Annotated in this window: 16 protein-coding genes and 1 pseudogene; 11 read left to right on the top strand and 6 right to left on the bottom strand. The window is 54.8% G+C overall.

Features of this window, described 5'->3' with window-relative positions; all coding sequences use genetic code 11:
• Genes AFK65_RS10095 through AFK65_RS10080 form a run of 4 tightly spaced genes read left to right on the top strand, consistent with a single transcriptional unit; the run spans position 1 to position 2909 of the window.
• The gene (locus tag AFK65_RS10095; RefSeq protein WP_007697942.1) at positions 1-912 is read left to right on the top strand and encodes a hypothetical protein; all 912 of its coding nucleotides are present in this window, start codon (positions 1-3) and stop codon (positions 910-912) included.
• Positions 913-921: 9 nt separating this feature from the next.
• Positions 922-2142, top strand: coding sequence for a PP2C family protein-serine/threonine phosphatase (locus tag AFK65_RS10090; protein ID WP_038857141.1), 1221 nt, complete (start codon positions 922-924; stop codon positions 2140-2142).
• The gene (locus tag AFK65_RS10085; RefSeq protein WP_007697934.1) at positions 2132-2473 is read left to right on the top strand and encodes an STAS domain-containing protein; all 342 of its coding nucleotides are present in this window, start codon (positions 2132-2134) and stop codon (positions 2471-2473) included. Before AFK65_RS10090 ends, AFK65_RS10085 begins: the two co-directional genes overlap by 11 nt.
• Positions 2474-2477: 4 nt before the next feature.
• Positions 2478-2909, top strand: a complete 432-nt coding sequence (locus AFK65_RS10080) for an ATP-binding protein (protein ID WP_007697931.1) — start codon at positions 2478-2480, stop codon at positions 2907-2909.
• A gap of 9 nt (positions 2910-2918) precedes the next feature.
• Here the strand turns inward: AFK65_RS10080 and AFK65_RS10075 are convergent, their stop codons facing one another.
• Positions 2919-3518 (bottom strand): helix-turn-helix domain-containing protein, encoded by a 600-nt coding sequence (locus tag AFK65_RS10075; protein WP_007697929.1) that lies wholly within the window; start codon positions 3516-3518, stop codon positions 2919-2921.
• Between the two features lie 43 nt (positions 3519-3561).
• On the opposite strand from AFK65_RS10075, the gene AFK65_RS10070 reads away from it, so the two are divergent.
• The 3 genes from AFK65_RS10070 to AFK65_RS10060 are packed head-to-tail and all read left to right on the top strand — an operon-like array spanning position 3562 to position 5130.
• Complete coding sequence (locus tag AFK65_RS10070) at positions 3562-4251, top strand: B3/B4 domain-containing protein (protein ID WP_038857143.1); 690 nt, start codon at positions 3562-3564, stop codon at positions 4249-4251.
• A gap of 19 nt (positions 4252-4270) precedes the next feature.
• Complete coding sequence (locus AFK65_RS10065) at positions 4271-4783, top strand: GrpB family protein (RefSeq protein WP_038857145.1); 513 nt, start codon at positions 4271-4273, stop codon at positions 4781-4783.
• Positions 4784-4797: 14 nt separating this feature from the next.
• Positions 4798-5130 carry a DUF1493 family protein gene (locus AFK65_RS10060; protein WP_007697919.1) on the top strand — a complete coding sequence of 111 codons (333 nt, stop codon included), beginning with the start codon at positions 4798-4800 and terminating at the stop codon, positions 5128-5130.
• Here AFK65_RS10060 and AFK65_RS10055 read toward each other — a convergent pair.
• Positions 5090-6310 (bottom strand): MFS transporter, encoded by a 1221-nt coding sequence (locus AFK65_RS10055; protein WP_032804633.1) that lies wholly within the window; start codon positions 6308-6310, stop codon positions 5090-5092. The genes AFK65_RS10060 and AFK65_RS10055 overlap by 41 nt on opposite strands.
• Before the next feature lie 103 nt (positions 6311-6413).
• On the opposite strand from AFK65_RS10055, the gene AFK65_RS10050 reads away from it, so the two are divergent.
• On the top strand, positions 6414-7322 hold the full coding sequence (locus tag AFK65_RS10050) for a LysR family transcriptional regulator (RefSeq protein WP_038857147.1): 909 nt from the start codon (positions 6414-6416) through the stop codon (positions 7320-7322).
• A 673-nt stretch (positions 7323-7995) separates the two neighbouring features.
• Positions 7996-9116, top strand: a protein-coding gene (locus AFK65_RS10035; protein WP_115185099.1) for an IS3 family transposase whose coding sequence is annotated in 2 segments (ribosomal slippage) — positions 7996-8254 and positions 8254-9116 — 1122 coding nt in all. Because the reading frame shifts where the segments join, the coding sequence is not laid out codon by codon here.
• A 30-nt stretch (positions 9117-9146) separates the two neighbouring features.
• Here the strand turns inward: AFK65_RS10035 and AFK65_RS22230 are convergent.
• The 3 genes and pseudogenes from AFK65_RS22230 to AFK65_RS10025 all read right to left on the bottom strand — a co-directional run.
• Positions 9147-9257, bottom strand: a pseudogene (locus tag AFK65_RS22230) (hypothetical protein); the annotation flags it as partial.
• A 145-nt stretch (positions 9258-9402) separates the two neighbouring features.
• The gene (locus tag AFK65_RS10030; RefSeq protein ID WP_007697902.1) at positions 9403-9828 is read right to left on the bottom strand and encodes a hypothetical protein; all 426 of its coding nucleotides are present in this window, start codon (positions 9826-9828) and stop codon (positions 9403-9405) included.
• Between the two features lie 961 nt (positions 9829-10789).
• On the bottom strand, positions 10790-11710 hold the full coding sequence (locus AFK65_RS10025) for an alpha/beta fold hydrolase (RefSeq protein WP_007697899.1): 921 nt from the start codon (positions 11708-11710) through the stop codon (positions 10790-10792).
• A gap of 81 nt (positions 11711-11791) precedes the next feature.
• Here AFK65_RS10025 and AFK65_RS10020 point away from each other — a divergent pair, with 81 nt between their 5' ends.
• Together AFK65_RS10020 and AFK65_RS10015 are read left to right on the top strand one after the other, a co-directional pair.
• Positions 11792-12169 (top strand): MerR family transcriptional regulator, encoded by a 378-nt coding sequence (locus AFK65_RS10020; protein WP_038857190.1) that lies wholly within the window; start codon positions 11792-11794, stop codon positions 12167-12169.
• A gap of 417 nt (positions 12170-12586) precedes the next feature.
• A complete protein-coding gene (locus AFK65_RS10015; RefSeq protein WP_007697894.1) occupies positions 12587-13156 on the top strand; it encodes a C40 family peptidase in 570 nt (189 codons plus the stop codon).
• 42 nt (positions 13157-13198) lie between these two features.
• On the opposite strand, the gene AFK65_RS10010 is transcribed toward AFK65_RS10015, so the two are convergent.
• Positions 13199-13558, bottom strand: a complete 360-nt coding sequence (locus AFK65_RS10010; protein ID WP_032805410.1) for a hypothetical protein — start codon at positions 13556-13558, stop codon at positions 13199-13201.
• Between the last annotated feature and the right edge of the window lie 27 nt (positions 13559-13585).

The following is a 13585-nucleotide window of genomic DNA, read 5'->3' as shown; positions in this document are numbered from 1 at the left end:
ATGACGAGGATATATCACTGCGTCGGGCTGGCGACGCTCGCGCTGGCGGCCCAGCCGGCTTTCGCCGCCCAGCCTGCAAACGCGCAGAGCGGGGCAAGCGCCGATAACGAATCCGAGCCCATTCAGGCAGGCGTGTTTACGAGCCGCTGGGGACGGCTGTTTTCGGGGAACGATAAAAAATTTTCCGGCGCGCTGAGCTTTAACAGCGGGCTCAAAGAGCAGTACGTGACGATCCCGAACAGCGGCGATACGGCCTCGCAGACCAATAAAATTAACCAGACGCTCAACCTGAGCCTGCAATATTCGCCCTGGAGTTATCTCTTCGCCAACGTCACGCTGCGCGCGCCGGTGCGCGACTTAACCCGTTACACGACCGATTTCCGTTACAGCTTCGGCTATGACGACTGGCACGCCAATACCTTCAGCCTGGTCTACAGCAACTATGGCGATAACCATATCTGGCCGTCGGGTAACAAACGTCACAGCTATTTCGAGCAGGGCGGCGTGACGGCGGCCTACAAATTCTCGCTGCCGAAACCGCTGGAGAAACATCTGCTGATTAATAAAGGCGATTCGATTATCTGCCAGGTGGGCTACACCTGGGTGCCGCGTTATTACGATCTCAACAGCAACGACATCCGCAGTAATAAAAATGTCGTGCTGGGCGGCTGCGGCTACACGCTTAAACAACATTTCTTCGTGCGCGCCACCGCGTTCTGGTACCCGGACAGCAGCCAGCAGCAGCCGTGGAATGGCGACTACAGCTACAGCTTCGGCTACGCGGGCTATAAACCGGGCACGTTCTCGCTCCAGTACGCCAACTACAGCGGCACGCGTTATCCGGGCCATGAAAGCGGCAACGGCAAGTTCCGCGAGGGCACCGTCAGCCTTATCTGGTATTTACCGCTTTAAGGAGCTTTGATGCCGGACAGACAACGGGTTTTGATTGTTGATGACTCCACCGTGTACCGACGGCTGCTCGGCAGCATGCTGGGAAAATGGGGCTATGAGGTGCTGGAAGCCGTTAACGGCGTTGCGGCGCTGGAGGTGCTGGCGACGCAGCGGGTGAACATGGTGCTGAGCGACTGGGAGATGCCGGTAATGGACGGCCTGACGCTCTGCCAGGAGATCCGCGCGCGTTTTCAGGAGCACTATATCTACCTGATATTGCTCACGGCGCGCGAGAGCGTGGACGATCTGGCGCTCGGCTTCCAGGCGGGCGCGGACGATTTTCTCAGCAAGCCGGTCAACCAGAGCGAGCTGCGCGCCAGGCTGCACGCGGGCGAGCGTATTCTGGAGCTGGAAGCGACGCTCGCGGCGCGTAACGCGCGGCTGCGCGAGGCGCTGACGCAAATCGAAAGCGATCTCCAGGCCGCGGCGCAGTTGCAGCGCTCGGTGCTGCCGGCGCGGCGCATGCAGTACGACAGGTTCTTCGCCGACTGGCTGTTTGTGCCGTCGGCGTATGTCTCTGGCGATATTTTTAATCTTTTCCCGCTCGACAGACATCTCGGCTTTTACTGCGTGGATGTGGCGGGACACGGCGTGGGCGCGGCGATGATGTCGCTCGCCGTGGCGCGCCAGTTCCTGCACGGGCGCACGGTGGAGCGGTTTCTGTTCGATGGTGATGGCGTGACCGCGCCGCAGGAGGTTATCCGCATTCTGAACGAACGTTTCTGCCATGACGACACCGACATCGTCAGCTACTTCACGATGATCTACGGCGTTATCGACACCGAAACCGGCGAGGGCAAGCTGTGCCAGGCGGGCCACCCGACGCCGTTTATCACGCACCCGGACGGCTCCATCACCCGTATCGGCAGCGGCGGGGCGCCGGTGGGTTTACTGGAAAGTCTGAGCTGGGAAGACGCCGCGTTTACGCTGCGCCCTGGCGACCGCTTGTGCCTCTACAGCGACGGCATTACGGAGTGTGAAAATCCGCAGCAGGAGCAGTTTGGTCACGAGCGGCTGGAGCAGTGGTTACAACGTCACGTTTCCAGCCCGCTGGACGCCATTTTCCCGGCGCTGCATGAGAAGCTGGTCGACTGGCGCGCCAGAAAGCAGGGCGATCAGGTCACGATGGCCGATGATGTCTCACTGTTAATTATTGAACGAAGCCACGAGGGAGTGCGCGATGAATCTTGAAACTGAACATCTTAATGGCGTGAGCGTGATAACGCCGGTGGCAAGACGGCTGGACGCCTCGGTCGCCGCCGCCTTTCGCCAGGGCGTAAGTGAAGAGATAGCCCGCACCACGGGCGGGCTGATAATCGATTTTTCGCGCGTGGATTTTATCGACAGCAGCTGCCTCGGCACGCTGATTGCGCTGTTTAAGCAGATGAACGGCAAGGGGGAGATGGCGCTCTGTTCGCTGAACGGCAACATCATGAATATGTTTAAACTGACCCGCATGGACAGGGTGTTTATCCTCTGCCCGGACCGCGCCGCCGCGCTTGCCCGGTTGCAAAAAGGATGAGCCGATGAGCGCCGTCCTGACGCTTCCCGCGCGCCTCGATGCGCTCGGCCCGCTCGCCGACGCGCTGGCGCAGTTTATGGCGCCGCTGCCGGTGGATGACGGCTGGCGTTTCGCGTTTGATTTAGCGGTGTGCGAGGCGGCGGCGAACGTTATCCGTCATGCGCTGGAAGAAACGCCGGCACGCCATTTTACCGTTGAGTTTCACCGCGACGACGCCAGCGCATGGGTGAAACTTGCCGATGACGGCAACGCGATCCCTGATGACCGGCTCGACGCCGCTCGCGACCGTGCCCAGGATGACGACGCGGCGCTGATGAGCGAAGGCGGGCGAGGGCTGATGCTGATTTACGCCTGTGTCGATGAAGTGGATTACCGGGCGGGCCAGATCAACTCCCTGACCCTCCGTAAGCGGTTTACAGGTGACGTTGTCACCTAAGAGAAACCCTTAATGGGGCTCGTACACCGTCATGGTAAAGATTAACGTCTCTTGTTGTTCGTTGGCGTAACCGTGTGGCGCGTCGGTACGGGCGACGGCGGAAGCGCCCGCCTTCACCTGGAGCCGTTCATCATTAACCGACAGCGTCAGGATGCCTTGCTCAACGTGCAAGAGTTCAGACGTCCCCTGAGGATGCCCTGGCGAGGTAAAACGATCGCCCGGCCGCATCTCCCAGCGCCACAGCTCCACCATATTCGGCCCGCTGGTTCCCGCAAGCAGCCGTGCCGAACCGCCAGACTCTCCCGTCCACAACACCGGGATCTGCGAGGCTTCAATCAGGCGAGCCGCAGGCTGGCTCGCCACATCCAGCAGATCCGCGACCGATATTCCCAGCGCGCCGGCTATCTTACACAGGATGGCGATACTCGGGTTGGCGGCGGCCTTTTCAAGCTCGACCAGCATGCCTTTACTGACGCTCGCGCGCCGCGACAGCGCATCCAGCGTCACGTTATGTTCTTTACGCCAGCTTTTCAGCCGCTGCGCCAGCGCGACGCTGAGGGAGTCAGCATCGGCGCCTGGTTCAGTCAATATATTGACTTTATGCGTCACTGGTCATTACCATGAAATAAAATAGTCATTACAGGATTATCCGATGAAACCCTTAACACCGTCAATTACCCCTGAAATTACCCAGCTGGCGCCGGGCTTCCGCGCCATCAGCATCAATGTGATCGCCGCGCCGCTGGCCGACGAAACCGTGGGAAGAAGGGCGCTGGAAGCAGCCTGCCGCCACGTACACGAGAACGATTTTCCGTGGGCGCAGGCGCATCTTGCCGCCTGGGACGCCGTTTTCCAGGCGTTTGGCGCGAAGCCAAAACGCACGCCGTGCTCCGCGCAGGCGCTGCGCAAACGGGTCGCGCGCGACGGCACGATGGCGTCGCTCGATCCGGTGGTCGATCTCTATAACGCCGTGAGTATTAAATACGCCGTGCCGATCGGCGGCGAGAACCGCGCGGCGTACCAGGGCGAGCCGCGTCTGGTTATCGCCGACGGCAGCGAAGCCTTCGATACCTTTAAAGACGGCGAACCGGTAAATGAATCCCCGGAGCCCGGCGAGCCTGTCTGGCGCGACGACGTGGGCGTCACCTGCCGCCGCTGGAACTGGCGCCAGGGCGTGCGTACACGGCTGGATTCGCAGGCGCAGACAATGTGGTTTATTCTGGAGTGCTTGCCCGAAATGCCGGTGGAGGCCGCAGAGGCCGCCGCCCGCGAACTGGTTGACGGTTTAACTGCGATGATACCGGGGGCGCAGATCGCGACAGAAACGGTTCAGCTAGGCTGAACGTATTAAGGAGAATATAATGGCCGCACGACAGATCGCGCTGGAACCTTACAACCCGGCCTGGACCGCGCAATTTGTAGCGGAAGAGAAAAGGGTGCGCGAAGCGCTCGGCGACGTTGCGCTGGCCGTTCATCATATTGGCAGCACGTCGGTGCCGGGGCTTACAGCCAAGCCGGTTATCGACATGCTGGTTGAAGTTTCGAGTCTGAAAGCGCTCGATGCCCTTAACAGCGCCATGCAGGCGCTGGGCTACACGCCGCGCGGCGAGTATGGCATTCCGGGCAGGCGTTACTTTATTAAAGGCGAGGCCGTGCGCACGCATCATCTCCATGCGTTCGTCGCCGCAAGCGAGCAGGTGACGCGTCACCTGGCGTTTCGCGATTATCTGCGCCGCCATGACGACGCCGCGCGGGAATACGCGCAGATAAAATTCGCCGCCGCGCGCGACAGCGGTTTTCAGTCAGACCTCTACAGCCAGCTGAAGAACGATTTTATCGCACGCGTTGAACAGCAGGCGCTGGCGCAGCGATAAGCGCGGGGGAGCCAATGACAAACGACAGTCTGGAAGCGCGGGTTTACGCGCATGTGCGCAAGCATTACGGCTTTTATCTGTTCGGCAGACCTGAACTGACCGAACAGACGGATCTCGATTTTGACCTGCAACTGGACGATGACGAAGCGCTGGCGCTGATGGAGGATTTCTTTACGACATTTAGCGTGGCGCGCGGCAATTTTTCCATCACCACTTACTATCCGCCCGACCCGCCGCTGAGCGTCCTTCTCAACCCTTTCCGCAAACGCGAAATCCCCATGGTGCCGTTTTTCACGATCGGTATGCTTATTGAATCCGCCCGGGCTGGCCGCTGGCTCTATGACTGACGGCGCGTTTAGCCAGTTTCTTTTGAAGTATGACAACCATGACAGGAAATCCCGCGGCGCTTATAGCACTTATCACCAGTAGCCTGTTCAGGTTTTGCGGGTTTATTGCATGTTCAGGAAGTAATAAGGAAGAGAGAAAGAACACGAACGTGGTTACCAGATACATGATTGCTGTCTGTAGTGAAGAAAAACTGGCCCGTTGCGCATCCGCAGGATAGCCAACCACCACCGCTGATGCGCAAACCAGTCGGCTGTATGAGGCGCCCAGAAACAGGGTAATAAAGAGAAATACGCTGTGATAGCCCATCGCAGGCATGAGCAAAATTGCTACCAATAATAGCGTTGAAAAGATGGACAGGGCCAGGGGAGATATATGCGACGTAAGGACGCCTGTTATTTTGGTCGCGGCATAACCTGCGATTCCCCCACTTAAAAATAATAAGGGCAGGAGATGTTCTTGCGCGCCCATATAATAAATCATCAATGGCGTCAAAACAGGTATGAGAAGCATGGGGCTGAACTGCGCCAGTGCAGTACAGGAAGCGAAAAGCAAGGTATGAATATCAAAAGAGAGTCTGGCCTTTGCGCCCGAAGAGGCCGCGTCACGGGGAAGGATAAATACGATCAGCGGCAAACAAATCAGGCATAACACACTGATTAACCACAACGACGCCCGCCAGTCATAATACGTACATAAAAACATGACCGCTGGCATGCCGACGATACTTACGATCGAAAATGAGGCGATGACCGTTGCCAGCATTTTTCCGCGTAAATGAGCAGGGGCATAATTTATCAAAATACTCATACCCACTCCCATTGTCGTTCCTCCCACCAGGCCTGCGCAAAATCGTATTGCCAGCAGCGCGTCAAAATCCGTGGCCACTGTGCATAAAAAAGTAAGCATTCCAAGCAGCAGCATATTGCGGAATAAAAATCGCTGTTTATTAAATCTCTCGACCCAATAAAACGCCGCTACTCCGGAAATAACGGCCCCCAATGTATAAATACCCGACACATAACCAGAAAACGATACAGGAACCGCAAATCCGTCAGCCATAAAGGCAAAAACGGGCGTTAACGCCATATATTCCAGGGCATTTGTAAACTGGATAAAAGCCACAACAAGGGCTATTCGCATCAGGGAGTTATGATTAAAGATTTGTGTATTCAGTGGCATAGCAAGCGACCCGGCGATGAAAGATACCTGAGTGTAACTGCTATCAATGCTGATTGTTATATGGTAGAAATGGCAATCATTATTATCATATGTGGGATAGTCAATGCATCCGGTGCTGGATTTTAAAACTCTGAAAGTGTTTGTTGCGGTGGTAGAAAGAGAGAGTTTTGTCGGGGCTTCGAAACTTCTTGAAATGCCGACCTCCAATGTCAGCCGCTGTATTGCGCAGTTAGAAGAAAAACTGAGTCTGCAGCTCATTGAACGCAGCACCCGACATATGAAACTGACCCAGGCGGGTCATCTGCTTTATAGCCGGGCGAAGCCATTACTGGAGGCGCTTGAGCAAACGGAGACGGAATTAACGTTGCGGCAAATGCAGCTTAAGGGGCCGCTGCGTATCTGTATTCCCAGTGAATCAGGTCCTGCGTTGCTGGGTTCGGCTATCGCCGATTTCGCCTGCCAAAATCCTGATCTTGAAATCAGCTGCGTCACTAATTTGTCAGGTTTTGAATCCCTGCGAGACGATCTTGATGTAGCAATCATTATTACCCGAGGACAGATGGATGACAGTGACTATATAGCCCGTCATCTGATGACCATTCCTTGCACTATTGTCGCCGCGCCCTCGTTGGTCCAGCGCTATGGCACGCCTTCTCATATACGGCAGTTTGAAGAACTGCCTTGTATTACAACGGTCAGCGCGCTGAAAGGGGCGCCCTGGCAGTTTGTGAATACAAAAGGGGAATTCGAGACGATAAAGGTTAAAGGGCATTATCGCGTCAACAGCGGAGAGATGGCGGGACGCGCGGCCGTCGCCGGCGTCGGTTTTGCTATCCTGGCGAAACATGCCTGCCAGCCTTACATCAGCGATGGACGGCTTATCGAGGTTGAGTTCGAACAAGCGGCAGCGCCGTTGCAATTATTCGCCGTGTATTCAAACCGGCGTTTTTTGCCGGCGAAAACAAGAGCGTTTATTGATTTCGTACATCAGCGATTACGCGCTATGCCTTGAGCAACATCAGGCGGCAGCGCCAGACAGTAGCGCGGGTAAGCAGAGCGCACCCGCGGAGCGCAATAGCATGCCGATTTTTCAGGCTTTATGCGCACCCGCAAAATCTTATCGGCGTGAGGAATTTGCCCCGAACTTACTGAACATCACCGGAAACCTCCTTTGGTACGCATAATGTATATTATGTTAAATATGGTGGGTTTGTTCTTAAGTTCATGAGTTCCTCTCTTAGTCAGTTGCCAAAGTTTAGTTGTGGACTTACGATGGCTTCATAACGCAAAAATTACGGGGCATCCGCTAAGTTCATGGCATATTCCATCTTACATTTATCGAGGAACAACCAGAGAACTCATCTCATAGTTGATGATGTGACTACCCTACCGGTCATGTTCGCCACAATTTATGGAATGAATGAACTGAGCAAGAAACATCTGGGGACTCAAGAAAACATTCTGTGTTCGCTGCGTTTTTTTTACGTCTATTACTTTAAGAAGCACAAACGAACATTTGACTACGATTTCTATCGGTCTGGCTACAATATCTCCTGTTTTATCAGGGAGCTTGATGGCTTCTTTACTTACCTGCTCGGGAAGCAGCACCTGAGTTGACCTGCTCCCCGTTGATTAACACACCGCGATGTTAGTAATGTCTTCATAAGCCACATGAGGACATCCCCATGAAGAAGCGTTTTTCCGACGAACAGATCATCAGTATTCTCCGCGAGGCCGAAGCCGGGGTTTCAACCCGGGAACTCTGCCGTAAGCATGCTATTTCAGACGCTACCTTTTACACCTGGCGCAAGAAGTTTGGTGGCATGGAAGTTCCCGAAGTGAAGCGGCTCAAGTCGCTTGAAGAGGAGAACGCCCGCCTCAAGAAGCTGCTCGCTGAAGCCATGCTGGATAAGGAGGCGCTTCAGGTAGCTCTTGGCCGAAAGTTCTGACGACAGACCAGAAGCGGGAAGCCGTGGAAGTCATGTGTGAGGCCGCAAGTCTGTCGCAACGTCGTGCCTGCAGGCTGGCAGGTTTGTCCCTGTCGACCTGCCGTTACCCGGCTCAGCGTCCGGCTGCTGACGCGCAGCTGTCTCTACGCATCACAGAGCTGGCACTTGAGCGCCGCCGCTTTGGTTACCGGCGCATCTGGCAGCTACTGCGTCGGGAGGGCCTTCACGTCAACCACAAGCGGGTATACCGCATCTATCATCTCAACGGCCTGAGTGTAAAACGCAGGCGACGCCGCAAGGGACTGGCGACTGAGCGGCTTCCGCTTCTTCGCCCGGATGCGCCGAACCTGACATGGTCGATGGATTTTGTCATGGATGCACTTGCCAGCGGCCGCAGGATGAAGTGCCTGACCTGCGTGGATGATTTCACGAAGGAGTGTCTGACGATCACCACGGCATTCGGGATTACAGGCGTTCAGGTGACACGTATTCTGGACAGCATTGCGCTGTTTCGTGGCTATCCTGCAACGATAAGAACCGATCAGGGCCCGGAGTTCACCTGCCGCGCGCTCGATCAATGGGCCTTTGAACATGGTGTTGAGTTGCGCTTAATCCAGCCGGGCAAGCCAACGCAAAACGGATTTATTGAGAGTTTCAATGGCCGCTTTCGGGATGAATGCCTGAATGAGCACTGGTTCAGCGATATTCTACATGCCCGGGAAATAATTAATGACTGGCGGCAGGATTATAACGAGTGTCGACCACATTCATCGCTGAATTACCTCACGCCGGCTGAATTTGCAGCGGGCTGGCGAAACGGGAAATTTGAAGAAAAACCAACTGACATTACTAACTGAAGGTTGTATCTAATCCTGGGGGCAGGTCACACGACCGAACATTGCCGCAGAAACAGCCTTGCAAACCTGACCCACCGTCACTTCAGAAGCCAGTACCGGAGCAGCAAACACGAGCGGAACAAGAAGCAGCAGTTTCTTCATATGGATCCATCCTTTTAGTTATGTTCTTGAATAACGCTTATCGTATATTTCGGCAACCTGAAGCATTTCTTGACGAATATTTAGCATTAGGATGACAGGACTGACTAATAAAATCCCTGGCGTAATCTCACGCACTCCCTGACGGTTAGCCCTGCTCCTGCTGTACATCCTCAGCGTGGTACGCGAACAAAACATCGGGCATGAGGCCCGTTTTCTCTATGGTTGCCAGCACGGACTGCGTTGAAGCCTCAGCGATAACCTTCATCGCTTCATCACGAATTTCGACATACGCTTGGTCTTCACGGGGCACGAAAGGCTCAAGGAGGTGGGCGATGGCTTTACCGTTAACAGAAAGGCTGAACGTGCCAGCGGCACGATCCACATTCCAGATGTAGATGAGTGGCCATAAACCCAGTTCGTCGCATTCGGCCTCACTGCGGATCCCCGGCAGATACACAGGCATTGACAGCTTTTCATCACTCAGCGTCAGCGCGATAAACTGTTGCGCCGTCAGTCGGGAACCCTGCCCGGGCGCAGCGTCAGGTTTTTTCTTTTTAAAGAATCCGAACATGGTCTTTCCTTGTTTATGATGAATCGGAGGGATAGTCACTGTCTTACAGAGCGGATGAATCAGAGCGTCACGGACCACAGCGCAGACTCGCGGTAACTCTCATTCGGCAAAAGTGATTTTTACACATTTCATGTCACCAGAAACGAGAATTACTTATCGCTTTTCCTGGCAAGATAGCCATGATGATGGCCAACACATTGCTGGCGTGGATGCTGGCACTATCACGAAGAAACGAGGGAGATTCCTTCGATTACATATGCAGCATTATTGGTTGCCGTTTTATTGGGAAGTGGAGTCGTCACTTTTCTTAACGTCCTTCTGCCCTCTTCCGCCAGATCGAACCTCATAAAGTTGTTTAGAAATCAGCAGGTATTCAATGGCAGGCCATGCTGTGGTTCACGCTGCATTTCAAAGGCGTCACCAACATCAGCAAATGCTCCGGACAAAGACGCGCTGTTCATGTGGGCCAGATGCCCAAACGTCCTCTTCCTGCTACTAACCAATCCTGTCATGCATCCATTTGATATGGCCGCTTTGAGCGATAAGCGGGCCTAAATAAAAATGTGATATTAATCACGAAATCAGAAAAGCAGGCTCATGAACAAACAATCGCAATTTTGTATAAATTATGGCCCGATTTTCACACAGTTATGAACTCAAACTGAGTTCATAACTGTGTGATTTTGATTGTTTCATGAATAAAGTTATTTTAATACAGGATATTGCAAAATTTTTTGATTATAGATTTAGTTATGTAGCACCCGTAAACCCAGAATAGTTAAATTGAATCTGGCATCAGAACCATGCTTATTCACCCTGGCCGCCTGACGGCACCGTTGCCTGCCCTGCATGTCTGCACCCGCTTGAGACCCAAACCTCTCAGTCTCTCCCGGCGCGCTACGCGAAATCTACTGGCCTGAGCCTCACCACTTTTCTCAGATTTCACGTAGCGCACCGTTTTTTACATTGCCTTTCGCGGGTGCGCTCTGCTTACCCGCGCTACGGCGTTATCAGCAAACTCTTCCAGTTGCGCGTTAAACCGCGCGGCGTCTTCCATAAATGGCGCATGTCCTGCGCGTGCATACAATTCTGACTGTATGCGCGGATTGATCGCTTTCGCTCTTTTCAGCGAGGCGTCCGGGTTAACCAGCGCGTCGTGCCTGCCATAGATAAACAGCAACGGCACGCGCGCGGCGCCCAGCGCTTTTTCGGCGGGAACCTGTATCCGCGGCACGTTACGCTGCATGGTCCAGGACGCCAGCGCCGCGTTGGTCAGCAGACGCTCAAAAATGTCGCGGTCGGGTTGCTGATAAAAACAGAGCCGCAAAAATTCGCGTTCGCCATCGAGATGCGTTTGTAAATCCGCCGCCGTCATGTCGCGATAAATAGCCGGATGCGCCGGTATCAGCGCAGGCGTTAACTCCACCACGCCGCCCACGTATAACGCGCCGCCGATCCGGCTGTCGCCATGTTCAGCAAGATAAGCCGAAATCACCGCGCCGCCCAGCGACCAGCCGACCAGCACCGGATGCGAAGCCCGGCTCTGGCTGATTACCGCAGCCAGATCGTCTCCCCATCGCCTGCCCTCCCGATACGCCGCATCGGTGTCCGGTTTCCCGGATAGCCCGTGGCCGCGCAGATCGAAGGTGATTAACCGGAAACGTTGCAGCCGCGGGTCGGCGATTTGCCGGCGCCAGTTCAGGTGGCTGCCCAGCAGTCCGTGAATGAAAATTATCGCCGGGCCGTTCGGGTTGCCGCTCTCCTGCACGGCAATCGAGACGCCATCCGGCGCGGTGACGGTATAGCGCCGCTCTGCTCCATGCGCGGCGGCAGTCATCAGGAACAGCAGGATTATTAAAGTACGGGATAGCAGTGCATGCATTTTCGCTTCCTCATCTGTGGATTCCTGGCTAGCCTGAACCTTGACATTAATGTCAGAGTCAAGCGCCTGATGAGGAGAATGATGCAACTGACTATTGGCGAGCTCGCCAGAGCGACGGGCGTGAGCGCACGCGCTATCCGGCATTATCATAACAACGGCTTACTGGCGGCCGTTCGCGCCTGTAACGGCTACCGCTATTTCGACAAAGAGGCCATCACCCAGGTGCGCCAGATCCAGCGGCTGATCGCGACCGGTTTTAGCGTGGCCGAGATCCGCAGCTTTCCCGATTGCATGTTGCTGGTCGAAGGCGCGTCATTCTGCCCGGAAACGCAGGCCGTTCAGTATCAGCGCCTGAAAGATATCGAAGAACAGATAAGCGAACTCGAACAGCGCAAAGCGCGCCTGCTGGAGACGCTGCGGCAGAATGACAACAGCGATGCGGGAACGTTACACGAATAATTGCCTCCCGCGGGTGCGCTCCGCTTATCCACGCCACGGGCTTTATTCATCATCCATACCTGGCTAAACCCGCGGGTGCCCCCGCTTATCCGTGCTACGGGCTTGTTACTTCCGTAGGGTGGGTAAGCGGAGCGCACCCACCATTGGCTATCAATAAAAGCGTTAATTCTTTCGGGGGATAATTACGCCACGTTATTGCACGGTGCCGTAAATAATATTTATGGCTCGATGTAAAGCCCTTCTCTCACATTGAGTTGTTTCTGTTCATTAATATCTGCGCCAAAATGCATCTCTGGCAGAATAATATTTCCTCTGAGTGTCAGTAATTGTAAAGGATAAGAAAGCGCTGGAGATGAGACGCATTTTTAGTAAAAATCCCGGCACCTAACCGAAATTATCCTTTGTCAGTGAGTCGATATGGATTTCCGCGCCAAACCTTTATTCGCCCTTTTGTTCTGTGTTTACCTGACAGGATGCGCCCACAAGGCCCCAAAACCGAAAGCCATCGCCCCGCTCCCTGATACCTCTGCAAGCCATCAACGGCCGGATCTGATCCCCGTTATCGCCGCCCTTCACGACCAGATGAACACCTGGCAGGACACGCCGTATCACTGGGGCGGCACGGAGCGCGACGGGATCGACTGCTCCGGTTTTGTCTGGCGCACGCTGCACGACAGATTTAATCTGCCAATGGCGCGCGTTACCACGCGGGAATTAATTCAGATGGGCAAAGGCGTGGATAAAAATAAACTGCGACCGGGCGATCTGGTGTTCTTCCGTATTAAAGGCGCGCTGCATGTTGGTTTTTATGACTCTGACGGCGAATTTATTCACGCCTCAACCAGTAAAGGCGTCACCCGCTCCTCTTTGGATAATCCTTACTGGCAAACCGTTTATTTAGAGGCGCGCCGCCTGCCGGATAATATCAGCTCGGTCGTGACGCTGAATCATAATACGCCTCCGGATCTCGCCAGTAACCGCGGATAAGCCTGAGGGCCACAGAACTTCTGTGGCCTCGCTGGACGCGTTTTACGCCGCCGGCGGGTTATCGTCGCCGCCTTTATCGCTTAATTCATTGAGTACGATCTCTTTCGCGGGCGTGTCGTCTAACCTGCCTGCGTAGTCGTCAGAGACATCAGGCAGGCTGGTAAATTGCCCGTCGATAAAGAGAAACTCCAGATGTGCGGCGATATCATCAAGTACCGCGTCGGCATTTTTCAGCCCTTCGCCATGCTCATCGTTGCCGTCAAGCCGCCAGCCGAACGTGCCGTTCTCTTTCGTGGCTTCGCCGAGATCGATAATCCGGCCGTCAATGTTTTGCGCCAGCACGCGGCCGTCGCAGAGAAACAGAAAATAGGGCATCCCGTCGCGTTGGGTGGATTCCGGCATCGTTAACTCCTTGCTGATGAATGAAAT

The sequence above is a fragment of the Cronobacter universalis NCTC 9529 genome (assembly GCF_001277175.1).
Lineage (GTDB): Bacteria > Pseudomonadota > Gammaproteobacteria > Enterobacterales > Enterobacteriaceae > Cronobacter > Cronobacter universalis.
This window is presented reverse-complemented; position numbering and strand designations above follow the sequence as displayed.

Coding starts and splice junctions, on each gene's coding strand:
- AFK65_RS10095 (WP_007697942.1), top strand. CDS start 1: ATGACGAGGATATATCACTGCGTCGGGCTGGCGACGCTCGCGCTGGCG.
- AFK65_RS10090 (WP_038857141.1), top strand. CDS start 922: ATGCCGGACAGACAACGGGTTTTGATTGTTGATGACTCCACCGTGTAC.
- AFK65_RS10085 (WP_007697934.1), top strand. CDS start 2,132: ATGAATCTTGAAACTGAACATCTTAATGGCGTGAGCGTGATAACGCCG.
- AFK65_RS10080 (WP_007697931.1), top strand. CDS start 2,478: ATGAGCGCCGTCCTGACGCTTCCCGCGCGCCTCGATGCGCTCGGCCCG.
- AFK65_RS10070 (WP_038857143.1), top strand. CDS start 3,562: ATGAAACCCTTAACACCGTCAATTACCCCTGAAATTACCCAGCTGGCG.
- AFK65_RS10065 (WP_038857145.1), top strand. CDS start 4,271: ATGGCCGCACGACAGATCGCGCTGGAACCTTACAACCCGGCCTGGACC.
- AFK65_RS10060 (WP_007697919.1), top strand. CDS start 4,798: ATGACAAACGACAGTCTGGAAGCGCGGGTTTACGCGCATGTGCGCAAG.
- AFK65_RS10055 (WP_032804633.1), bottom strand. CDS start 6,310: ATGCCACTGAATACACAAATCTTTAATCATAACTCCCTGATGCGAATA.
- AFK65_RS10050 (WP_038857147.1), top strand. CDS start 6,414: ATGCATCCGGTGCTGGATTTTAAAACTCTGAAAGTGTTTGTTGCGGTG.
- AFK65_RS10030 (WP_007697902.1), bottom strand. CDS start 9,828: ATGTTCGGATTCTTTAAAAAGAAAAAACCTGACGCTGCGCCCGGGCAG.
- AFK65_RS10025 (WP_007697899.1), bottom strand. CDS start 11,710: ATGCATGCACTGCTATCCCGTACTTTAATAATCCTGCTGTTCCTGATG.
- AFK65_RS10020 (WP_038857190.1), top strand. CDS start 11,792: ATGCAACTGACTATTGGCGAGCTCGCCAGAGCGACGGGCGTGAGCGCA.
- AFK65_RS10015 (WP_007697894.1), top strand. CDS start 12,587: ATGGATTTCCGCGCCAAACCTTTATTCGCCCTTTTGTTCTGTGTTTAC.
- AFK65_RS10010 (WP_032805410.1), bottom strand. CDS start 13,558: ATGCCGGAATCCACCCAACGCGACGGGATGCCCTATTTTCTGTTTCTC.